This window comes from Mesobacillus jeotgali (assembly GCF_002874535.1).
In the GTDB taxonomy this organism is placed as follows: domain Bacteria; phylum Bacillota; class Bacilli; order Bacillales; family Cytobacillaceae; genus Mesobacillus; species Mesobacillus jeotgali.
The window spans coordinates 60,001-82,123 of the sequence record NZ_CP025025.1 but is presented as its reverse complement, the minus strand read 5'-3'; the positions used below and the strand labels follow the sequence as shown (position 1 = coordinate 82,123).

Here is a 22,123-nt window from a genome sequence, read left to right as displayed (position 1 = left end):
TGCCCCCATTCTATATATCCATTCCATCATTATAGCATTTGTTGTCTGTATATAAAAAAGGAAACATGTGAGAAAAGCACAAGCGCCTTGGTCAGCCCCGACAAGCGCTGGAGGGCCGACCGGTGAAGTCGTTCTTTGACTTCATTGGGCGGACCGAATTAGAAATGTATAGCCGACTGTCCAGAAACGCAGAAACTGGAGACTCCGACAAAGAAGCGCTTTTTGCTTCCGCCGGCGGAGTTGAAGTTTCGGAGTTTCTAGGAGGCGAAACTAGACAAGCGTCTCGAGGGGCTAGGCGCTGGAGCTGGACATTTCTCGAAGTTAGAAATATATCTATATATGTAGAAAAAAGCGCACCGAATGTTGGAACGCTTTTTGAAGAAAATCTATAAATCGCGGTGCTCGTATTGCTCTGTGAACAACCTTGAAAAAATATAGAAACTGATGCCGCTGACAATCAGCGCAAGATAGATTGGATCAAGCCCAAAGAAGCTGATGATCTCTTTTTCGCCAAGATAGACTGCGAGACTTCCAAGGAACAAGGATGCCAGGCTGCCTGCCGGGCTCGCTTTTTCCCAAATGTGCCCTAGCACATAAGGAATGAATGCCCCGCCAGCTCTCAATGTAAAGGAAAACATGAGCAGTGTAATGATATCCGAGACATTCCAGATCGCTGTCAGCAACGCGAATCCTGCAACGACATACATCGTATAGCGCACCATTTTTAAAAGTTTTCCGTCAGCTGCATTCTTGTTGATGTATTGGTGGTAAATATCATTTGTAAAAATAGACCCTGCTGCCAATAGATTACTGGACGCACTGGACATTGTCGCGGAAATCAATGCTGCGAACAGGATGCCTGTTACCACATCTGGCAGCACCTCCATTGCCAGCACCGGCAAAGCATATTGTGCGCCTCTTTCCATCAGCATTGCCCCGTCTATCTGGCCGTTCTCGACCATCCCATACATGAACAGACCGATTACCGCCGGAATGAACGCGAACAGCACATACACAGCAGAAGTGATATAGGATGCTTGCTTAGCCGCCTTCCCGTCTTTGGCAGAGTAATAGCGCTGGACCGCCTCCTGGCCGACTGTAAATGAAGCAATATACATTACGACGAGCGCAATGATCGTGCCCCATCCCGCGCCATCAACAAGACTCCATTTCGCCTCGGGTATATTGGCTGTCACCTGTTCGAATCCGCCGCCAGCCTGGAGCGTGAACGGAATGATGAGCGCCATTCCAACGATAATGAAAATCCACTGGACAACATCTGTGTAAACAACACTATACATCCCGCCCATCACGCTGTATAACGTGACGACAACGGTGACGATGATGACTGACACTGTATAGCTCCAACCTGTCATGACGGACAGAATCGTAGCTGAAGCGATGAACTGCACTGCTGTCAGTCCGACCATCGGCAGCAGCATAATAATCGACGTGACCAGTGAATTCGCTTCACCATATCGCCTGCGAAAGTATTCGGGCACCGTTTTGACCGCCGCTTCCCGAAGCATCGGCGCCAGGAACGCCAGTACAATGAACGCAATCGCCATTGTAATGACATACCAGACAGCCGACAGCCCCCACTCGCCATAAGCCTTTTCCACCACACCTAGAGAAGAGCCGCCTCCGACCTCGGTCGCGGCAAGGCTACCCGCCAGCAGCCAAGGTCCCATTTTGCGCCCCGCTATTAGGAAATCCTCATTATCATTGATTTTTTTCGAAGATATGTACCCAATCATCACCATAATGCCTAAATAAATAATAACTATCGCAATGACCGTCAAACTTGCCCCCATCAACTCACTCCAAATCTTGTATTTTACCTACCCCCTACCCGTAAAAGTTAGCTAGTAACCAGGTTATTGGCGGAGTTCACAATTTTATTGGCGATTTTTGATTTTTATTGGCGATTTTACAATTTTATTGGCGAAAATAAATTTTTATTGGCGATTTTCGAATTTTATTGGCGAACTGGAAATTATCAGTGTTTTTTTCCAGTCTTTTTGTATGAGTTTGGTGATTTTAACGAGCAGATATACCGCTGATATTATCCAAAATTAATATTTATAGCGAATTGGAAAAAATCCAGCTTTTATTCCAATTCCGCCGCCAGCCACAAAAAAGAACGGAACCACATCAGGTTCCGCCCTCCCATCATGATATTATTTCGCTTTTTCAGCGTTTTCCTGCTCTTTCAATCTTTCAAGCGCCATTTCATACGCATCGTTGCCATAGTTCAGGCAGCGCTTGACACGGGAAATCGTTGCCGTGCTCGCTCCTGTTTCGGTCTCGATTTTATGATAAGTCTTGCCTTCGCGAAGCATGCGGGCAACCTCAAGGCGCTGTGCCAGCGACTGAATTTCGTTCACTGTCGCCAGGTCATCGAAGAAGCGGTATGCTTCGTCGAGATCTTTCAGCGATAAAATCGCCTTGAATAATTGATCGAGTTCTTTACCTCTTAATTTATCAATTTGCATATAGTCTACCCCTTAATTCACTCAGAATTTTATTGTTGAGAGTCGAATGAGACATCGCTGATTGATGGGACAATGTTGATCCATGTTTTCCCGGGAACGAAACCAGCTTTTACCCCATCCTTATAAGGGGTGATCCTGCCAGCTTCATTTTTCCATTGTATCTCATTCACTTTGCCTTTTTGGAACAGATATCCCTTGCCGCCCGAATCCATATCGATAACCCTGCGGCCTGCACTATCAATTACCTGATGGTCCATTTGCACGACAAGGATATTGTCGAGCAGAACAGGATCCTTCGTTTCAAGGTCAACTGTTTCCTCACTGCCATTAAAACGGTGGTATTTCTGCTCAGCCGTGTCGTATTCATAAATCGCATCAAACGACGGCGAACCGTACTTCACCATGAATTCTTCTGCCGGAGTACCTTCCAGCTGTCCAGCTTCCTCACTGCTCAAGAATACTGCAGGAGCCGGTGCTTCATCAAGTGCGTAGCCTCTCGTTTCCGCTCCCTTCACAATATTCTTATAGGTGATATAAGAATTATGAGGCGCCTTCCGGAAATCGGCCCGCTTGAACAGTGTTCCGTCATATTGCATTCCGTTGATGTTATCAATCGCTCCGCGTTCAAGCATTTCCTTCGCTTCAGGGCTATAGCCATGGGCGATGAAGAAGCTGTCAAACCCGGATGCCAGGCCGATAAAGTATTCCCTCGCACTGCGAACCGGTCCTATTTTTTCGGGCTTTTCGCTCTGGAAAATCGCCACGAACCTTGTAACGTCTCCTTCTGCAAGGACCTCATGAACCACGTCAGCTTTGTGAAGGCCGGATTGCGGACGCGCCTTTGGATGGTTATTGACTACCACGGCCACCGCCCGGTCAGAACTCTCCTCGGCAGTACCGACTCCGGTCAGCGGGAACTGATACGGCAGTTCCTCCGGAGCGACAACCTCATCTACTTCAATCACTTTTTCTTTATGTTCTGTTGCTTCTTTTTTCTCTGTCTCTTTACTGCTGCACCCTGCCGTAAGCACAATCGCGGCCGCAAGCACAGCGATCCATTTTTTTCTCATTTTCGCCACCCCTTGATCTCCAAGTTCGATCATGGCTGTCTATCTCTAGATGCACTGTTATATTTTAACGCATTATCGTTGGAAAGAGTACCGTTTTTTTCATCACATCATAGATGCCCTCTTGTGTGATGCGGATATATGGCAAATGCGTTGAACTGAAGAATAATAATGAATAAATCGGATCGGCGAATTTATAGCCTTTTTCCTTTAAATATTCAAGCAGCTTCTTCTCCTCGGCCATCAGTTCTGTCACCGGATGGCTGGACATGATACCCTGCAACCTCAATGGAATCTCCTTGACCGGCACACCATTTTCACAGGCGACAATCCCCCCGCCAATCTCCTTCATTCTGTTAAAAGCAGCCATCATATCCTGCTTGCTTTTACCAATTAAAATGATATCCCCGGTATTGGAGAACGAACTTGCCAGCCCCTGCAACTCTGTCGCAAAGCCCTTCAGCATCGTATTGATGCGCCATTTGCCATGGCGGTCGATCAGCATGAAAAAGCACTCATCATGCTTTGACGATAATTCCTCAGCGGAAACGTCAATGGAAATCGAATAAGGCTTCGTAATGACCGAGTTCTCCATCTTGATCCCGAATGGCATTGAGAATTGCATATCGTCCAATGTCAGATCCCAATCCATGTTAAGCGGCTCGAAGCCCATTTCGGACCAGTCCATCTCTTTAGCTGCATCGATTGCTTCACCATCACGCTTCACCCACTGGCCTTTTGCCAGCACTGAAACAGGTGTCGGGTTCATTTCATCACTTAAAATGTTGATGTTCGCTACCCGTCCTGTCGCGATATTGCCGTGCAGATGCTCGAAATTATAGTAACGAGCGACATTGATTGTTGCCATATTATAAGCATCGAAGATGGGAACGCCTTTTTCAATAGCAATGCGAATCAATTCATCGATCACACCATTTTCATAAAAAGCGGTCGATGCTCCGTCTGTCGTCATCATGAAACGGTCGTATACCGCAATATCCAGTTCATGAATATCATCGAGCAGCTTAGGCAAATCCGGACGGATCGATGAATGCCTCAATGACACCATGTATCCCTGCATCAGCCTTCTTCTGACTTCCTCGCCAGTCATTGCCTCATGATCACAATCCGCGCCGAACAGCATCATTTTTGCCAGCGTCTTTTCCGATGCACCAGGGAAATGCCCCTCAATCTTCTTATGATGGCGCTTCGTTTCCTGCATCCAGTGAAGGATCATGTCATCTCCGTTCATCAGCTTCGGCCAGCACGTCAGTTCACCGCCCTGGACGACATTCTCATGTTCAAGCCAGGCCCTGACATTGCTGTTGGAGAAGACCTCTTCCTCATGCTGAATTTCGGTTTGCGCATCAAAACGGCACCACCAGTACATCGTGACCGGATTGTCATTCAGCTCATTGATAAAAGAAAACGCTTTCTTTTTACCTAATTGTAAAGCCAGCACCATATTGTCATTGATCAATGTAGTCGTCCCCGTCTGTGATGCATAGGCAGCGAAAGAATGGGGATTATAAAGTTGAAACGGGTGGGCATGAGGTTCAATATATCCCGGCACCAGCTTAATCCCGGTGCAATCCATTATTTCACATTGCTTTGTATTTTCAGGCAGGTTTTCACCAACATACACAATCCTGTCATTGTAAATCCAAATGTTTGCAGTCATCCACTTGCGGAATGTCTGGTTCAAATATGTCGCATTCTTCAATAAGACCGTTGGTGAAAGGGTGCCGTCCAAAACAGCAGCATGGTCGCGCAATTGTTTGTTTTTCCATCGATAACGTTGTTCCATACCATGTTCCCCTTTTCTCTATTTTAAAACGAAAAGCGCAAGCGCCTTGGTCAGCCCCAACAAGCGCTGGAGGGCCGACCGGTGAAGTCATTCTTGGACTTCATTGGGCGGACCGAAATCGAAATGTATAGCCGACTGTCCAGAAACGCAGAAACTGGAGACTCCGACAAAGAAGCGCTTTTTGCTTCTGCCGGCGGAGTTGAAGTTTCGAAGTTTCTAGGAGGCGACACTGGACAAGCGACCTCGAGGGGCTAGGCGCTGGAGCTGGACATTTCACAAAATTTTGTTAAAAGAAAGCCCTTACATTACTGTACTATCGTAACATATTTCACTGTTTAACGCATTAAAGAATTGCAAATTAACTGTAAAAATGGTGTAAAGGAGCGATGAAAAATGAATGTTCGACCGAATATTGGAATCATCAACGCACTCGTCAGGATCACAATTGGCTTGACTGTCCTTGCCTGGTCCACTTCAAAAATGGTGAAACGTCCATGGCGCGATTCCTACATCTTCATGGCGATGTTGGGTGCGATGAAGGTAGGGGAAGGCATCGTCCGCTATTGTCCGATGACAGCTGCTTTTGAAAAGGGCCAGGATATGATGGAACAGCAGAATGCTGAAGAGGGAGATTCTGAAGGATGGATTCCTTATAACCCAAGTTAATTCGAAAAGCGCAAGCCACATTATTCAGCGCCGACAATCGCTCGAGCTAGACACTTCTCGAAGTGTTGCTAATAATAAAAAGCCCCCATTTAACCGGGGGCTTCAACTAAAGGAGATGATTTTATGTTCTGGGAATATATTATGGACGTCAGCTTTGTCTGGATCGCGTTGATTGGGAGCATCATCGCCCTGCTGCTCGTTTATATGAAAGGCTCTAGCAAGAGACGCGCTCGATAGCCTTGCTGCCAATATCCTTCCGATAGAAAGTTTCCGGGCAATCCAGCTTTTCAAGCTCAGCGTACACCTTTTGCTGTGCTTCTTTTAACGATGCTGCTTTCGCACCAACGAGCAGCACCCTGCCGCCATTGGTCACGAACTCACCATCACCGTTTTTTGCCGTGCCAGCATGGAATACCTGCGATATGGTTTCGATGCCCTTCAATACTGCACCTTTATCATATGCCTCAGGATAGCCATTGGCCGCGACCACTACACCGACCATTGCTTCTTGGTGCCATTCAACCACAGGCTTTTTGCCTTCAAGCAGTTCGAGAATGACCTCAACCAAATCTGATTTCATCCGCGGTAAAATCACCTGGGTTTCCGGGTCTCCGAATCGCGCGTTGAATTCAATCACTTTTGGTCCATCCGGCGTTTCAATCAGGCCAGCATACAGGATTCCTGTAAAACTTCGCCCTTCCATTTCCATCGCAATCGCCGCCGGTTGAAGGATTTGTTCCACCGCAACCGCGATTGATTCCTCCGAGATTTGCGGCACTGGTGAATAAGCACCCATCCCGCCTGTGTTAGGACCCTTATCGCCATCGAACACCCGCTTATGGTCCTGGGCAATTTCCAGCGGAACTACCGTTTCACCGTTCACAAAAGCCATCAGTGAAAATTCTTCCCCTGTTAAAAATTGCTCTATGACCACACTTGCCGATGCCTCACCAAACTTTCCATCAAGCATCATTTCCTGCAAAGCATTTTCGGCTTCCTGCATCGTCATTGCTACGACGACGCCTTTGCCCGCAGCAAGCCCATCTGCTTTGATGACAATCGGGGCACCGACCTTCACGAGATAATCCCTTGCCTCAGCATAATCAGTAAAAGTTTCATACGCAGCAGTCGGGATGCCGTACTTTTTCATCAGGTCCTTCGCGAACGACTTGCTTCCCTCAATGATCGCCGCTGCTTTACGCGGACCGAACACCTTAAGACCTTCCTCAATAAAGCGGTCAGCCATTCCTTCGAGCAATGGAACCTCTGGGCCAATGATCGTCAGGACGATTCCCTGTTCCTTTGCAAATGAAATAAGCTCCTCTGTTTCGGTTTCATTGATAGCAACCAGTTTCGCGCAATCTTCCATCCCTGGATTTCCCGGTGCCACAAACAACTCATCCACAAGCGGACTCTCACTGACCTTCCGGCAAATTGCATGCTCCCGGCCCCCTCTGCCAACCACAAGAACCTTCATAAACCGCACCTCCGTTGTATTCAGGACTGCTTTTAACTTAACGCGTGATTCCAAACCACTTGCCAGCCATTAGTGCTTAAAATGCCTTACGCCTGTAAACACCATCGCAATGCCATATTCATCAGCCTTCTTGATTGAATCTTCATCGCGGACGGATCCGCCTGGCTGGATGATGGCCGTGATTCCGGCTTTTGCTGCCGCTTCGACAGTGTCGTCCATCGGGAAGAATGCATCAGATGCAAGCGCCGCTCCATCCGCTTTCCCACCAGCTTGCTCCAGCGCAATCTTAGCCGCGCCAACCCGGTTCATCTGGCCGGCGCCGATTCCTAAGGTCATATCCTTATTCGCCACGACAATCGCGTTGGACTTAACATGCTTAACAACCTTCCAGCCAAGCTTCAAAGCTTCCCACTCTGCCTCAGTTGGCTCACGCTTTGTCGGTACAGAGATTTCCGCATCGTCAAATCCATACGCATCCTGCTGCTGAACAAGCAATCCGCCTTCAATAGAGGACAGAGTATTCTCCAACGCAGCCTCACCATCGAACGACACCTTCAATAACCGAAGATTCTTCTTAGCAGTTAAAATTTCCAGAGCTTCGTCGCTAAAAGAAGGAGCAATGATAATTTCAAGGAAGATTTCATAAAGCTTGCGCGCAGTCTCCCTATCTACCTCGCGATTCAAGGCAATGATACCGCCGAAAATCGAAACCGGATCCGCTTCAAACGCCTTGCCGAAAGCATCAAAAATGTCCTTACCGGCACCAACCCCGCATGGGTTCATATGCTTGACCGCAACCGCTGCCGGTTCTGAGAATTCTTTTACAATCTGCAATGCCGCATTGGCATCATTGATATTGTTATAGGAAAGCTCTTTTCCGTGAAGCTGTTCCGCTGCCGCCACTGAAAAGGCCGATCCAAGCGGCTTCTGGTAAAAAGCAGCCTTTTGATGCGGATTTTCACCGTAGCGCAAGCTTTGCTTCAGCTCGTAGGTCACCGTCATTTTTTCCGGCTGTTCCTCGCCAGCAAGGTTTGTCATGTACTCAGAAATCAAGGAATCATACGCAGCCGTATGGCGGAACACCTTCGCTGCCAGACGGCGGCGGGTTTCCAGAGTAGTTTCATTCTGATTTTTGTACTCTTCAATCACCTGCTGATAATCAGCAGGATCGACGATTACTGTTATGTATTGATGATTTTTAGCTGATGCGCGCAGCATCGCCGGGCCGCCAATGTCGATATTTTCAATCGCATCTTCCGCTGTCACGCCAGGCTTTGAAATTGTTTCTTTAAAAGGATACAAGTTGACGCAGACAAGCTCGATTTTCTCGATTTCATTTTCAGCCATCTGATCCTGATGGGAAGGGTCATCGTACTTAGCAAGCAAGCCGCCGTGGATTTTAGGGTGCAGCGTCTTCACACGGCCTTCAAGGATTTCCGGAAAACCCGTCACATCGCTGATCCCAATGACAGGAACGCCACCTTCCTTGAGCGCATTTTTTGTACCGCCAGTCGAGACGATTTCAAATCCAAGCTCGGCAAGCTCCTTCGCAAACTCGACAATTCCTTCCTTATTTGAAACACTTATCAGTGCACGCTTCTTTCCCATTGTAATACCTCCCCTTCTCCGTTCAACAGCTTCTCCAAAACTTCTGGATACAGGCTGTGTTCAATCCGCTGTATTTTCTTCTGAAGTGACTCCCTTGTTTCGCCTGCTTCGACTCTTACCGAAGCGCTCGCTATAATAGGTCCGGTATCCATTCCTTCGTCCACGTAATGGATCGTCACTCCTGTAGTCTCGATTCCGGCTGCCAGTGCCTGGCCGATCGCATCCTTCCCAGGAAACGCTGGCAAAAGTGACGGGTGGATGTTCACGATTTTTCCTTCATATGCTTCAAGCAATGTCGGCCCGATGAGGCGCATGTAGCCTGCAAGGACAATCATTTCAACATCAAGGCTGATCAGCTTTTGTAAAATCTCTTCCTCATACGCTGCCTTGGAAGGATAGCTTTTCGGGCTAATCACCAGAACGGGTATCCCTAACATGTCGGCACGGTCAACAGCAAAAGCACCAGGCTTATCACATACAAGCAGCGAGATTTCAGCACTCAGGATACCTGCCTGTGCAGCCACGGCAATCGCCTGAAAATTGCTCCCGCTCCCCGATGCAAACACAGCTATTTTTTTCATAGCTCTTCACCAGCCACTTTCATCTCGATTCCTTCCGTACCAGTAACTGTGCCGATTACAGCAGCCTGCTCTCCGCTTTCGTTGAAAAACGCCACAACTTCATCCGCAATTGCTGCATCCACCGCCGCTACCATTCCAATCCCCATATTGAAGATATTGTACATATCCTTGCGTTCAATTTCGCCAAGAGATTCAATTTTCTTGAACACCTGCGGAATCTCCCAGCTGCCTTCCTCAATTTCAGCGCCAAGCCCTTCCGGAAGCATCCTTGGGATATTTTCAATAAAACCGCCGCCCGTGATATGGGCCAGTCCTTTAAGCTCGAACTGCTTCATCGCGGCAAGCACAGATTTCACATATATACGTGTTGGCTTGAGTAGTTCTTCGCCAAGTGTACAGGAGAACTCATCGACATACCGGTCAAGCTCCCAGCCAGCCTGTTCGAAAAACACTTTGCGCACAAGCGAGTAGCCATTGCTGTGGATGCCGCTTGATGCAAGCCCGATCAGCACATCGCCCTCTTTGATTTCCTGTCCCGTGATGATATCTGCTTTTTCACAGGCACCAACCGAGAAGCCAGCCAAATCGTATTCTTCCGGAGAGTACATCCCTGGCATTTCCGCGGTTTCCCCGCCGACCAGCGCACAACCAGCCAGCTCGCAACCGTCGGCAATCCCTCTGACAATCGCTTCGATTCTTTCCGGCACTGCTTTTCCGCAGGCGATATAGTCAAGGAAATACAAAGGTTCCGCTCCCTGGACAACGATGTCGTTCACGCACATCGCGACCGCATCTATGCCGATTGTATCATGCTGGTCCATCATAAATGCCAGCATCAGCTTCGTGCCAACACCATCCGTGCCTGAAACGAGCACCGGCTCCTTCAGTCCAAGGCTGGAAAGGTCGAACATTCCACCGAAACCGCCTAATGCCCCCATCACACCAGGCCTGACCGTCCGATTGACATGCTTTTTGATCCGTTCGACCGACTCGTATCCGGCCTCAATATCCACACCAGCCTGCTTATACGCATTTGCCATGTTCACTACCTCCGATTTGGCTGTATTTCTATTATTCAGCTTTTGAATTCCTGATTTAAAATGTTAATTGCCACCCTGCAATAGCGGAAGACGAAGAAAAGTCCTATGAATCACACGCCCATCCAGGTTATTAGCGCGAAAAGTCACCTGAATCACGATTACCCGGGCTAATTGCACGAACAGTTGACTCAATTGCACGCTTTTCCGGAATAATTGCACCAACAGAGACTATAATTGCACGGTCTTTCCGCATAATTGCACGATAACCTGACATAATTGCACCGTCATCCTATATTTGGAAACCTCAAGCACTCTTTCTTTTAAAAAATAACTTAGCACTTCTGTCCAGCAGGTATTGCCTGCGGATAAATCTCTGTCGGGTACTTCCCGGTAAAGCAAGCGAGGCACTGGCCGCGTGTTTCGCCAGGTTCATTGCGCCCGATCGCCTCAAGCATGCCCTCGACACTCAAAAACGTCAGTGAGTCCGCACCGATCAATTCGCGAATCTCTTCAACTGAGTGCTCGGAAGCAATTAACTCTTCGCGGGTAGATGTATCGATTCCGTAGAAGCAAGGGTTCTTGATCGGTGGCGAGCTGATGACGACGTGTACCTCGGTCGCGCCCGCTTCCTTCAGCATCTTCACAATCCTGCGGCTGGTCGTACCGCGCACGATTGAATCGTCCACCATGATGACACGCTTGCCTTCAACAATCCCGCGCACCGGCGAAAGCTTCATTTTAACGCCCTGCTCCCTCAATGACTGGGATGGCTGGATGAACGTCCGGCCGACATAACGGTTCTTGATCAAGCCCATTTCATAAGGAATGCCTGATTCCTCCGCATAACCGATTGCTGCGGAAATGCTTGAATCCGGGACACCTGTTACAACATCCGCCTTGATCGGAACTTCCTTCGCCAGCTGCTTCCCGAGATTTTTACGGGCCGCATGCACGTTAATGCCGTGGATATTGCTGTCTGGCCTTGAAAAATATATATATTCCATCGTACAAATTGCTGTATTGGAATTCATAGAATACATCTCAGAGTGCAAACCGTCTGCATTAATCACCAGTAGCTCTCCAGGAAGGACGTCCCTGACAAACTCAGCGCCAACAATATCGAACGCACAAGTCTCAGAGGCGACCACATAAGCATCCCCAAGCCGTCCCAAAGACAGCGGGCGTAGTCCATGTGGATCTAACGCCACCATCATCTCTGTTTCAGTCATAATTAAAAATGCATACGCACCCTTCAACATCGGAAGCGCATTTTTCACACGATCCTTAAGCTGGCTGAAGCCGCCTCGCTTGATCAGATGAGCCAGGACCTCAGTATCAGAGCTCGTTTGAAAAATACTTCCCTGTGCCTCAAGCTGGTTTCTTAACGCATCCGCATTTACAAGATTGCCATTATGTGCAAGAGCAAGTCCGCCGCTTTGCGATTGGAAGAGCAGAGGCTGGACATTCTCGTAGCCGCCTCCTCCCGCTGTTGCATAGCGGACATGGCCAATAGCGCCGACCCCCTGGAGGTCTTCCATGGCATCTGCCGTGAAAATTTCAGTAACGAGCCCTTCGCCTTTACGGCCCTTAAGCTGCTGACCATCACTTACAACAATTCCTGTACCTTCCTGACCGCGATGCTGCAGGCTGTGAAGGCCGTAATAGGTGATTTGTGCTGCCTCGGGATGTCCCCAGATACCAAATACGCCGCATTCCTCATTCAAGCCTTTTAGTTCAGCAAGCATGGGATGGCTCCTTTCCAGGCCTCTTTCAGCCCCTCTGCATCATGATTGATTACGTTCTCACCATTGACATCAATCTTTAAAACTGGCGTTTCAACGACCTTACCAATCCGCACCGCATCTGTTAAACTTTCAAACTCAATCTGGTGCTCTGGTTTTACTGATAAAATAAAGCGAGATTGCGATTCGCTGAACAAGGCTGATACAGCATTGCCTTCCAGGTATACCGCAGCTCCCAAACCTTTGCTGCCGATCACAGATTCAGCAAGCGCAACACCGACGCCACCCTCTGCTACATCATGGGCAGATGCAACAAGACCATTTTTAATCGCTGTTAGAACTTGAGCTTGATAGCTTGCTTCAACTTCTAAATTAAGTTCAGGCGCCTTGCCGAAAATCCGTCCATACATAAGCTTCTGCAGCTCGCTGCCGCCAAACTCATCCTTTGTATCACCAAGAAGATAAATCAAATCGCCGGCATTTTTAAAATGCTGTGTCGTTACGTGCTTCAGGTTTTCAACTAATCCAACCATACCGACAACTGGTGTAGGGTATACAGCCGTTCCATTCGTTTCGTTATACAGACTCACGTTACCGCCGATAACAGGTGTGCTCAATGTCCGGCACGCTTCGCTCATGCCGTCGACCGCTTTTTCAAACTGCCAGAAAATCTCCGGCTTCTCCGGATTCCCGAAGTTCAGGCAGTCCGTAATCGCCAATGGTTCACCGCCAGAGCAGACGATATTGCGCGCTGCCTCTGCAACGGCAATCTTCCCGCCTGTTTCCGGATCAAGATAGATATAGCGGGAGTTACAGTCAGTCGTCATCGCCAGGCCTTTTTCCGTGCCGCGAATCCTGACAACAGCCGCATCCGAGCCAGGTGAAACGACAGTGCTCGTACGCACCATATGGTCATATTGATCATAGACCCATTCTTTGCTTGCGATGGTTGGCTGCTTCAATAGATCTAATAGCATAGTTTCGTAGTTCTCAACTTCAGGAATCTCATTGTCCATGTTCTGGAATTCATGGAAATAAGCAGGTTCGCTGGATGGCTTGTAATAGACAGGAGCCTCTTCAGCAAGCGCATCAGCCGGAACATCAGCAACCACTTCCCCTTTATGTAAAAGACGAAGCTGCTTGTCATCCGTTACCTTGCCAATCGCTACTGCTTCAAGCTCATACTTTGAGAAAAGATCAATGATTTCCTGTTCGCGACCTTTTTCAACGACGATCAACATCCGCTCCTGGGACTCTGACAGCATCATTTCGTATGCAGTCATGCCAGTTTCACGCTGTGGGACGAGATCAAGGTTCATTTCTATACCTGAACCCGCCTTGCTCGCCATCTCTGCAGATGAGCTGGTCAATCCTGCTGCTCCCATGTCCTGGATTCCGACAAGCGCATCATTTTTAACAAGCTCTAGACATGCTTCAAGCAGCAATTTTTCCATAAATGGATCTCCTACCTGAACGGCAGGACGCTTTTCTTCAGATGCCTCATTCAATTCCTCGGATGCGAAGGTCGCACCATGGATGCCGTCACGTCCAGTCTTTGCGCCAACATACATGACAGTGTTGCCAACGCCATGCGCCTGGCCTTTCTTGATGTCCTCATGGTTGATCAATCCGACACACATTGCGTTCACAAGCGGGTTGCCTTCATATGCAGCGTCAAACTGAACCTCACCGCCAACTGTCGGAATCCCGATGCAGTTACCGTAACCGGCAATGCCTGCAACAACCTGTTCAAACAAATATTTCACCCGTGGCGACTCAAGCTCGCCAAAGCGGAGGGAATTCAATAATGCAATTGGCCTTGCTCCCATCGAAAAAACATCGCGGATAATTCCGCCAACACCTGTTGCCGCGCCCTGGTATGGCTCGATGGCTGATGGATGATTATGGCTTTCGATTTTGAACACGACCGCCTGGCCATCTCCGATATCAACAATCCCTGCTCCTTCGCCCGGCCCCTGTAACACACGCTCTCCAGTGACGGGGAACTTTTTCAGGACAGGCTTTGAGTTCTTGTAGCTGCAGTGCTCTGACCACATAACGGAAAACAAGCCGGTCTCTGTATAGTTAGGAGTACGTCCAAGAATCTTTTCGGCAGAAGCAAACTCGCTGTCTGACAGTCCCATTTCCCGATAAATCTTTTCCTGTTTAATTTGCTCTGGACTTGGTTCAAGCATTAACCGCATTTGCTTCCCTCCATTGTTTGACGATCGATTTGAAAAGCTTCAGTCCATCTGCGCCGCCAAGCAGCTCATCGACTGCACGTTCTGGGTGTGGCATCATCCCAAGGACATTTCCTTCCTCATTGATGATTCCCGCAATATTTTCAAGGCTTCCATTAGGATTCTCGCCTTCGTATGTGAATACAATCTGATTATTTGCCTTAAGAGCGGCAAGCGTCGTTTCATCGCAATAATAGTTGCCTTCCCCATGTGCAACCGGAATCGTTATGACCTCGCCCTGGTCGTATCCAGCCGAGAACATCGTTTCATTATTTTCCACCTTCAGCTCAACCTGTTTACAGATGAACTTCAGGCTGTCATTCCGACGCATCGCTCCTGGAAGGAGACCCGCCTCCAGCAAAATCTGAAATCCATTGCAGACACCAAGTACTGGCTTGCCTGCGTTAGCCGCCTTCACGACTTCCTTCATGACATTGCTGAACTGCGCGATCGCACCAGAACGCAAGTAATCTCCATAAGAAAATCCGCCTGGTAAAAGCACGGCGTCATAGTCTTCTAGACTTTCAGCGTCATGCCATACATACTCCGCCTCTTCGCCAAGCTCATCTTTTACCGCGTGGTACATGTCGATGTCACAGTTCGAACCCGGAAAAACGATCACCGCAAATTTCACTGTGCAACAACCTCCTCGACTTCATACCTGTAGTCCTCGATCACCGGATTTGCCAGCAGACGCTCGCACATTTCCTTGACCGCTGAATCAACATCCTTCACCGACTCATCCAAAGTCAGCTCCATGTATTTACCGATGCGAACCTCCTGGATGCCTTCATAACCATGTGTCGCAAGCGAATTTTTAACAGCCGTACCCTGTGGATCCAAAACACTTTCCCTTAACGTGACATACACCTTTACTTTATACATGCAATTGTCCTCCCAATCTCGTTAAAATGGTTTTGTAAGCATCTGTCAGGTTCCCTAAATCGCGGCGGAACACGTCCTTGTCAAGCTTCTGCTGCGTATCCATGTCCCAAAGACGGCACGTATCCGGCGAAATCTCATCCGCCAGCAGGATATTACCGTCAGAATCCTTGCCGAACTCAAGCTTGAAATCGATTAAAGTAACACCAATCTCCGCGAAAAATCCGCCAAGAACATCATTTATTTTCAAAGCCGCTTCCTTCAGCTCAGCGACTTCTTCTTCTGTCGCCAGATCCAGCACATCGACATGTTCATCAGTGATCAGCGGATCGCCTAGTGAATCGTCCTTTAGATAAAACTCAACGATTGACCTCGAAAGCTTCTTGCCTTCCTCAACGCCGAGCCGTTTTGAAAAGCTGCCTGCAGCAAAGTTCCTCACAACGACCTCAAGCGGAATGATGGAAACCCGCTTCACCAGCTGCTCATTGGCAGAAATTTTGTCGATAAAATGGGACTGGATCCCCGCTTCGCTAAGCTTTGAGAATAATAGACTTGTAATCTCGTTATTCAATCTTCCTTTGCCGACAATCTCTGCTTTCTTCTCACCGTTGTACGCCGTCGCCGAATCCTTGTATTGAACCCTTACAACCCGTTCGTCATCCGTTGCGTAAATCCGTTTCGCTTTCCCTTCGTATAACAGCTCTTCCATTTCAACGCCCTCCGATTGAGATAATTGGCAATCTTCAGTATCTTACAGATAAAAGAAGGGCAAGAAATCTTGCCCCTTCATATTTAAAGTCCAAGTCTTTCGAAAATCATATCAACATGCTTGATATGGTAGTTGTAATCGAAGCAGTCATCGATTTCCGCTTCACTCAGCAGTCCGGCAATCTTTTCATCCTGTTCGATCAGACTGCGGAACTGCACCTGCTTTTCCCACGCTTCCATCGCCCGTGGCTGGACAGTGTCATACGCTTCCTCACGGGACATGCCTTTGTCGATCAATGCAAGCAGCACACGCTGAGAGTAGATCAAGCCCAGTGTCCGGTCCATATTGCGCTTCATGTTCTCTGGGTAGACCGTCAAGTTCTTGATGATATTGCCAAAGCGGTTCAGCATATAATTCAATGCGATTGTCGCGTCTGGTAAAATAATTCTCTCTGCAGAGGAATGCGAGATATCGCGTTCATGCCATAACGGCACATTCTCATAGGCAGTTGTCATATAGCCACGGATTACCCTCGCCATCCCAGTCATGTTTTCAGAACCAATCGGGTTGCGCTTATGCGGCATCGCCGATGAACCCTTTTGGCCCTTTGCAAAAAACTCCTCAACCTCACGAGTTTCGCTCTTTTGCAAACCGCGGATCTCTACCGCGAACTTTTCAATAGAAGTCGCAATCAATGCAAGCGACGACATGTAATATGCATGACGGTCACGCTGCAAAGTCTGTGTAGAAATCGGTGCCGGCTGCAGCCCTAATTTTTCACAAACATATGATTCAACGAATGGATCGATATTCGCATAAGTACCGACAGCACCGGAAATCTTGCCGAACTCCACGTCACGGGAAGCCATTTTGAAACGCTCAAGGTTGCGCTTCATTTCCTCCAGCCAGAGTGCCAGCTTCAAGCCGAAGGTAGTAGGCTCAGCATGAACACCGTGCGTGCGACCCATCATGACTGTGTATTTATGTTCTTTCGCCTTATTAGTCAGGATCTCAACAAAGTTCTCAAGATCCTTCAGCAAAATCTCATTCGCCTGCTTTAGCACATAGGATAGCGCCGTATCGACAACATCAGTCGAAGTCAGACCATAATGGACCCATTTGCGCTCTTCTCCAAGTGTTTCTGACACTGCTCTTGTAAAAGCAACCACATCATGGCGAGTCTCTTCTTCGATTTCCTTGATCCGTTCAATATCAAAAGATGCATTCTCACGCAGTTTCTTTACGTCTTCCTTAGGGATCTCCCCAAGCTCAGCCCATGCTTCACAAGCGAGGATTTCAACCTCAAGCCAAGCCTTAAAGCGGTTTTCCTCCGTCCAGATTGCTCCCATTTCCGGTCTTGTATAACGATCTATCATTTCTTTTGTCCTCCGATCATTTCTGCTGCGCCTTCCCAGATTCCGCTTCTCTCAGCTTCATCAAGCGCGATTTCTACTGTCTCTCGTAAAAGGGTCACATGCCCCATTTTCCGTTTATATTTAGCTTCCTTTTTGCCGTATAAGTGGATTTTCCAATCCTGCAAGTATGCGATTTTATCCAGCAATGGCTGCTGGTGTTCACCAAGAATATTTACCATCACAGCCGGCTTCAGCAAATTCGTGCTTCCTAAAGGCCAGCCGCAAACTGCCCTGATATGCTGCTCGAACTGTGATGTCTCACATGCCTCGATACTGTAATGACCCGAGTTATGCGGCCGCGGCGCCAGTTCATTTATGTAAAGCTCATCATTTTCAGCCAAAAACATCTCAACTGCGAGCGTTCCCACCAAACCTAATGCTGACGCAATTTGTTTCGCTGCTTCTATAGCCTTTGCTTCAGCCTTCATGCTAATTCTTGCCGGAACAATTGTCTGATGCAGAATGTTTTCCTTATGAACATTCTCAGCCACTGGGAATACGCTCGTTTCACCATTAGTACCCATAGTGATGATTACCGAAATTTCCTTTTCAAACCGAATCCACTTTTCCAACACACATGCACCCTGGCTGACTAAAGTTTCTGCTAAATCGATATCATCAACAGACCGTAGAACCAACTGACCCTTACCATCATAACCGCCCCTGGCAGTTTTCAGGACAGCAGGCAAACCCAGCTTTTCAATTCCTGCCCTGACATCCTCAACCTTTGTCACAACCGCGTAAGGAGCCACGCTAACACCCGCTGCTTCGATGTTACGCTTCTCTTCTATCCTGTCCTGAGTTACCCGCAGTAATTCCGTCCCCTGCGGCACATAGGCATGTTTATTCAGCCATGTAAGGGCATCTGCATCAATATTCTCAAACTCATAAGTAACTACATCACTCTGTTCAGATAGCTGCTTTATTTTTTTCAGGTCATCGTAACCGCCGATAATCTGCTCATCAGCCACCTGACCACATGGGCAATCTTCGGTCGGGTCAAGCACGACCACCCTGAACCCCATCGCTTTTGCCGACAGCGCCATCATCTTGCCAAGCTGCCCGCCGCCAATGATTCCGATGGTCTTTCCTGGTAAAATCAATTTAGACAAGCTCATCACTGCTTTCCATCACTGACATTTTTGTTTTTTCTCGCAACACTTCCAATCTCTCGGCAACTTCACTGTCAAATGCCCCAAGAATCTGTGCAGCAAGAAGACCTGCATTCGTTGCCCCTGCTTTCCCGATCGCGACCGTTGCAACCGGCACGCCGCCAGGCATCTGGACAATCGATAGTAGTGAATCCAAACCGTTGAGCGCCCTCGACTGCACCGGTACCCCGATGACCGGAATTGTCGTCTTCGCTGCAACCATCCCAGGCAAATGTGCGGCTCCCCCGGCTCCTGCGATAATAACCTTTATACCATCATCCTTTGCCTTTTCAGCAAACTCAAACATTAAGTCCGGTGTTCGGTGGGCTGACACAACCTTTTTTATATATGAAACTTCCAGCTGATCAAGTATGTCACATGCATGCTTCATCGTATCCCAATCAGATTTGCTCCCCATTATGACTGCAACCGTCATTTCTCTAACCTCCCTTTGGAGTATCACAACAAAAAACCCGGATAGACTGCTTCCTCTGAATAGAAGAGAAAGTAGTCTGTCCGGGTGCGCAAGCAAAGAAATCCATAAGTGAACGCAGATTTCTTTTCCCTTCACTTAAAAACTACTTTCCCTCATAGTCCGGCGATTTACGGTTGCCGGGTAGAGACTCATGGGCCATATCCCCATTATTATACGAGGGAAAAACTAAATTTCACTTTCGACATTTACATATTAACAACTAATTCGACTTATTGTCAATCAATAATCGAACATTAGATTATTTATATTTTGTATTGTTCGTGTTTAGGACTTTAAACAGCTAACGCATATCAGCTCTCAATTAACTTTGCTTCAAAAATAATCTGCCTGCCAGCAGGTTCATATTCAACACTGCCATCCTTTTCTACCTCTTTAAAAATCGGCTTTTCCATCCTGCGAACAGGCGCATATCCATCCTTCTTCATTCTATTAAGACATTCATCGATTGATTCATGTTCACCGACTTCATACATTTGCTTCTTTTTGCCCTTGCTCATGAAAACAGCTTCCCTTTCCGTACTGATTTTACCCAGAATCCGCCATGGATCGACTTAGGTTCATACGCGATGATGAATGCCTTCGGATCCAACTCCTTGATCTTCTCATACAGCTTCAATTCATATTTTCGCGGGGTTAAAATCTGCATCGCCATCCGGTCGCCCTCAAGCCCATGTGCGGCCCAATCCGTCACACCATAACCTAGAGCACGCAATGCCTTCGGCAAATCCACATCATATTCTTTCGTAATCACATTGATCGTAATATAGCCAAGTGCCAGCTTCTCTTCAATTTTCATCCCGACAATGACACCTATTCCATAACCGACAGCATATGCAACCAAGTTCTGTATCTCATTTAAATTCTCAAGCACCAGGCCTAGCCCAACAACATAAATCACAACCTCAATCGTGCTAAGCCCAGCAGCCAGGTAACGCTGTCCCTTCAACGTCAAGATCATCCTGATTGTAAAAAAAGACACATACACAATATTGATGATTAAGATGATGGCCACCATGACAAAACTATTCTCCAGCATTCAAAACCCTCCAGACATCTCTTCTAATAATCCCTAATGTTCGCATTAAACAAACCGCTTGTAAAGCAACTTGCAAAACCCCTAACGAAAAGATTCTTATTTTAAGGTTTCCTTAACCTTATGATTTGAAACTTTTTTACATAAAAAATGATTGTGATTGACGATAAGGCGTGGTAAAGTATACCATTTTAAATTAAGAGAATACAGGGAGTTGGTTGTATTGTTTTATCGGCGGAAATTCTACATAGTAAAAAATGATTTTGTAAAACCCTTCAATAAGCTTTTTACTGAGATAAACATGCCAAATCAGCTGAAGCACGGAGCCAGATTGACAGGAAGATGGATGCTGCCACATGACGAGACAACGACAGAAATATTTGCGATCTGGGAATATGACAGCTATGAGGATTATCTAGAAATAGAATATCATGTTAGAAGTGATCAGGAACATCTGCATCGCATTAAAAATTGGTACGAAGAGAATGGCGGGAAGGAGTATGTACAAAAACAATACTTTGTGGAAGTTAGGAATGAAAAGTTATATTCGACAATAGACAATTCGAAAAGCGGAGGCGACTGCCAAACTCCGACAACCGTTGGAGGCCCTGACAGTGAAGTCGCTCTTTGACTTCATTGACAGGACCGAAATCGAAAAGTATAGCCGACTGTCCAGAAACACAGAAACTGGAGACTGAGACAAAGAAGCGCTTTTTGCTTCTGCCGGCGGAGTTGAAGTTTCGGAGTTTCTAGGAGGCGACACTAGACAAGCGTCTCGAGGAGTTAGGAGCCGCAGCTAGACAAGCGACTCGAGGGGCTAGACGCAGGAGCTGGAGCTCGATTAAGAAAATCCACAACTCACTAACTTTATAAATTCCTTAACCATACAAAAAACCATCAAGCCTCATTCCTTGAGCGGATGGCTTGATGGTTTTCAATCATATTTTAAATCGGCTGACCGTATCCTTTAAAGTTTCAGCCATTGTCGAGAGATTATTGGCCGAAGCCGTTATTTCCTCCATTGAAGCTAATTGTTCCTCCGCAGAAGCCGCTACATTTTGGCTATGCAATGAAGATTCCTTTGATATAATCGAGACTTCATTTACTGTTGCGGATACTTCCTCAGTGCTCGCAGACATCTGTTCCGCAGTGGCTGCCATCTCTTCAATTTGCTCACTCATATTTTCCATAGATAAAAGAATCTCCTGGAAACTTCTTTGAGTGTCCTCTACGATCCCCAAGCCGCTAAGCACTTCTTTTTTCACCCGATCCATAGAATCATTTGAGTGTTCCATATCCGTTTGAATATGCCCGATTAAGTCAGATATCTGAGAAGAGGAACTTTGGGATTGTTCAGCCAGCTTTCTGACCTCTGCCGCAACAACGGCAAACCCCTTCCCATGTTCTCCAGCTCTTGCTGCTTCTATCGCTGCGTTCAAAGCCAGCAAATTGGTTTGATCCGCAATCTCGATAATCATTTTTGAAATGTTTCCTATCTGCCTGGACCTTTCATTTAATGAACTAATTAATACACCTGTCTCGTTAACAGAAGAATGGATCATATTCATCTGACTCGCAGTCTCTTGAACATATCCCCCGCCTTTTTTCGCATGGTCACCAGCTTCCATACTAGATTCAGCTATTAATGAGGAAGTTTCAGCTATGTTGGCCACTCCCTTTGCCAGCTCCTCTAATGCCCTGGCACTTTCCTCAA

The 22,123-nt window shown here is 47.4% G+C and carries 25 protein-coding genes and 1 riboswitch (1 of these 26 cut by a window edge); of the genes, 5 read left to right on the top strand and 20 right to left on the bottom strand.

Going from position 1 to position 22,123, the window contains the following annotated elements; genetic code table 11:
- Positions 1-122 precede the first annotated feature (122 nt).
- Positions 123-392: a hypothetical protein gene (locus tag CD004_RS00370; protein ID WP_102260940.1), complete on the top strand. Its 270-nt coding sequence runs from the start codon at positions 123-125 to the stop codon at positions 390-392.
- On the opposite strand, the gene CD004_RS00365 is transcribed toward CD004_RS00370, so the two are convergent.
- The 4 genes from CD004_RS00365 to CD004_RS00350 all read right to left on the bottom strand — a co-directional run bounded on the left by CD004_RS00365 (position 387) and on the right by CD004_RS00350 (position 5,369).
- The gene (locus CD004_RS00365) at positions 387-1,814 is read right to left on the bottom strand and encodes a sodium:solute symporter family protein (protein ID WP_102260939.1); all 1,428 of its coding nucleotides are present in this window, start codon (positions 1,812-1,814) and stop codon (positions 387-389) included. The genes CD004_RS00370 and CD004_RS00365 overlap by 6 nt on opposite strands.
- Positions 1,815-2,180: 366 nt before the next feature.
- On the bottom strand, positions 2,181-2,495 hold the full coding sequence (locus CD004_RS00360; protein WP_023626236.1) for a YerC/YecD family TrpR-related protein: 315 nt from the start codon (positions 2,493-2,495) through the stop codon (positions 2,181-2,183).
- 29 nt (positions 2,496-2,524) lie between these two features.
- Positions 2,525-3,565, bottom strand: a complete 1,041-nt coding sequence (locus CD004_RS00355; RefSeq protein ID WP_102264937.1) for a DUF3048 domain-containing protein — start codon at positions 3,563-3,565, stop codon at positions 2,525-2,527.
- 64 nt (positions 3,566-3,629) lie between these two features.
- Positions 3,630-5,369, bottom strand: coding sequence for an adenine deaminase C-terminal domain-containing protein (locus CD004_RS00350; RefSeq protein ID WP_102260938.1), 1,740 nt, complete (start codon positions 5,367-5,369; stop codon positions 3,630-3,632).
- Between the two features lie 81 nt (positions 5,370-5,450).
- Here CD004_RS00350 and CD004_RS23600 point away from each other — a divergent pair, with 81 nt between their 5' ends.
- From CD004_RS23600 to CD004_RS24560, 3 genes are all read left to right on the top strand, one after another.
- Entirely contained in the window at positions 5,451-5,624 is a 174-nt protein-coding gene (locus tag CD004_RS23600; protein ID WP_158651439.1) for a hypothetical protein, read from the top strand.
- 138 nt (positions 5,625-5,762) lie between these two features.
- The gene (locus tag CD004_RS00345) at positions 5,763-6,035 is read left to right on the top strand and encodes a YgaP family membrane protein (protein WP_102260937.1); all 273 of its coding nucleotides are present in this window, start codon (positions 5,763-5,765) and stop codon (positions 6,033-6,035) included.
- Positions 6,036-6,158: 123 nt separating this feature from the next.
- A complete protein-coding gene (locus CD004_RS24560) occupies positions 6,159-6,272 on the top strand; it encodes an EYxxD motif small membrane protein (RefSeq protein WP_324782409.1) in 114 nt (37 codons plus the stop codon).
- On the opposite strand, the gene purD is transcribed toward CD004_RS24560, so the two are convergent.
- The 15 genes from purD to CD004_RS00275 all read right to left on the bottom strand — a co-directional run bounded on the left by purD (position 6,250) and on the right by CD004_RS00275 (position 20,412).
- Positions 6,250-7,512, bottom strand: coding sequence for a phosphoribosylamine--glycine ligase (gene purD, locus CD004_RS00340; RefSeq protein WP_102260936.1), 1,263 nt, complete (start codon positions 7,510-7,512; stop codon positions 6,250-6,252). The two genes, CD004_RS24560 and purD, sit on opposite strands and share 23 nt — an antisense overlap.
- A 69-nt stretch (positions 7,513-7,581) precedes the next feature.
- A complete protein-coding gene (gene purH / locus CD004_RS00335; protein WP_102260935.1) occupies positions 7,582-9,120 on the bottom strand; it encodes a bifunctional phosphoribosylaminoimidazolecarboxamide formyltransferase/IMP cyclohydrolase in 1,539 nt (512 codons plus the stop codon).
- On the bottom strand, positions 9,099-9,701 hold the full coding sequence (gene purN, locus CD004_RS00330) for a phosphoribosylglycinamide formyltransferase (RefSeq protein ID WP_102260934.1): 603 nt from the start codon (positions 9,699-9,701) through the stop codon (positions 9,099-9,101). Before purN ends, purH begins: the two co-directional genes overlap by 22 nt.
- A complete protein-coding gene (gene purM / locus CD004_RS00325) occupies positions 9,698-10,741 on the bottom strand; it encodes a phosphoribosylformylglycinamidine cyclo-ligase (RefSeq protein WP_102260933.1) in 1,044 nt (347 codons plus the stop codon). The genes purN and purM overlap by 4 nt, the downstream gene beginning before the upstream one ends.
- Positions 10,742-10,871: 130 nt before the next feature.
- Positions 10,872-11,015, bottom strand: a complete 144-nt coding sequence (locus tag CD004_RS23595) for a hypothetical protein (protein ID WP_158651438.1) — start codon at positions 11,013-11,015, stop codon at positions 10,872-10,874.
- A gap of 58 nt (positions 11,016-11,073) precedes the next feature.
- Positions 11,074-12,486, bottom strand: coding sequence for an amidophosphoribosyltransferase (purF, locus tag CD004_RS00320; protein WP_102260932.1), 1,413 nt, complete (start codon positions 12,484-12,486; stop codon positions 11,074-11,076).
- The gene (purL, locus tag CD004_RS00315) at positions 12,471-14,687 is read right to left on the bottom strand and encodes a phosphoribosylformylglycinamidine synthase subunit PurL (RefSeq protein WP_102260931.1); all 2,217 of its coding nucleotides are present in this window, start codon (positions 14,685-14,687) and stop codon (positions 12,471-12,473) included. Before purL ends, purF begins: the two co-directional genes overlap by 16 nt.
- Positions 14,671-15,357, bottom strand: a complete 687-nt coding sequence (gene purQ / locus CD004_RS00310; RefSeq protein ID WP_102260930.1) for a phosphoribosylformylglycinamidine synthase subunit PurQ — start codon at positions 15,355-15,357, stop codon at positions 14,671-14,673. The genes purL and purQ overlap by 17 nt, the downstream gene beginning before the upstream one ends.
- Entirely contained in the window at positions 15,354-15,608 is a 255-nt protein-coding gene (gene purS, locus CD004_RS00305) for a phosphoribosylformylglycinamidine synthase subunit PurS (protein WP_102260929.1), read from the bottom strand. The genes purQ and purS overlap by 4 nt, the downstream gene beginning before the upstream one ends.
- Positions 15,601-16,314 (bottom strand): phosphoribosylaminoimidazolesuccinocarboxamide synthase, encoded by a 714-nt coding sequence (purC, locus tag CD004_RS00300; protein WP_102260928.1) that lies wholly within the window; start codon positions 16,312-16,314, stop codon positions 15,601-15,603. The genes purS and purC overlap by 8 nt, the downstream gene beginning before the upstream one ends.
- An 83-nt stretch (positions 16,315-16,397) precedes the next feature.
- Positions 16,398-17,690: an adenylosuccinate lyase gene (purB, locus tag CD004_RS00295; protein ID WP_102260927.1), complete on the bottom strand. Its 1,293-nt coding sequence runs from the start codon at positions 17,688-17,690 to the stop codon at positions 16,398-16,400.
- Positions 17,687-18,847, bottom strand: a complete 1,161-nt coding sequence (gene purK, locus CD004_RS00290; RefSeq protein WP_102260926.1) for a 5-(carboxyamino)imidazole ribonucleotide synthase — start codon at positions 18,845-18,847, stop codon at positions 17,687-17,689. The genes purB and purK overlap by 4 nt, the downstream gene beginning before the upstream one ends.
- Positions 18,834-19,316 carry a 5-(carboxyamino)imidazole ribonucleotide mutase gene (gene purE, locus CD004_RS00285; RefSeq protein ID WP_102260925.1) on the bottom strand — a complete coding sequence of 161 codons (483 nt, stop codon included), beginning with the start codon at positions 19,314-19,316 and terminating at the stop codon, positions 18,834-18,836. Before purE ends, purK begins: the two co-directional genes overlap by 14 nt.
- Positions 19,317-19,451: 135 nt before the next feature.
- A riboswitch (purine riboswitch) is annotated at positions 19,452-19,553 on the bottom strand.
- Between the two features lie 113 nt (positions 19,554-19,666).
- On the bottom strand, positions 19,667-19,873 hold the full coding sequence (locus CD004_RS00280; RefSeq protein WP_102260924.1) for an NETI motif-containing protein: 207 nt from the start codon (positions 19,871-19,873) through the stop codon (positions 19,667-19,669).
- Positions 19,870-20,412 carry a DUF2179 domain-containing protein gene (locus tag CD004_RS00275; protein ID WP_102260923.1) on the bottom strand — a complete coding sequence of 181 codons (543 nt, stop codon included), beginning with the start codon at positions 20,410-20,412 and terminating at the stop codon, positions 19,870-19,872. The genes CD004_RS00280 and CD004_RS00275 overlap by 4 nt, the downstream gene beginning before the upstream one ends.
- Before the next feature lie 220 nt (positions 20,413-20,632).
- On the opposite strand from CD004_RS00275, the gene CD004_RS00270 reads away from it, so the two are divergent.
- Entirely contained in the window at positions 20,633-21,040 is a 408-nt protein-coding gene (locus tag CD004_RS00270; RefSeq protein WP_102260922.1) for an NIPSNAP family protein, read from the top strand.
- A gap of 307 nt (positions 21,041-21,347) precedes the next feature.
- Here CD004_RS00270 and CD004_RS00265 read toward each other — a convergent pair whose 3' ends face one another.
- Positions 21,348-22,123: the end of a methyl-accepting chemotaxis protein gene (locus CD004_RS00265; protein ID WP_102264936.1), read on the bottom strand. The gene runs 928 nt beyond the window's last position; the window shows 776 of its 1,704 coding nt (coding positions 929-1,704); the start codon falls outside the window, past its right edge; its stop codon occupies positions 21,348-21,350.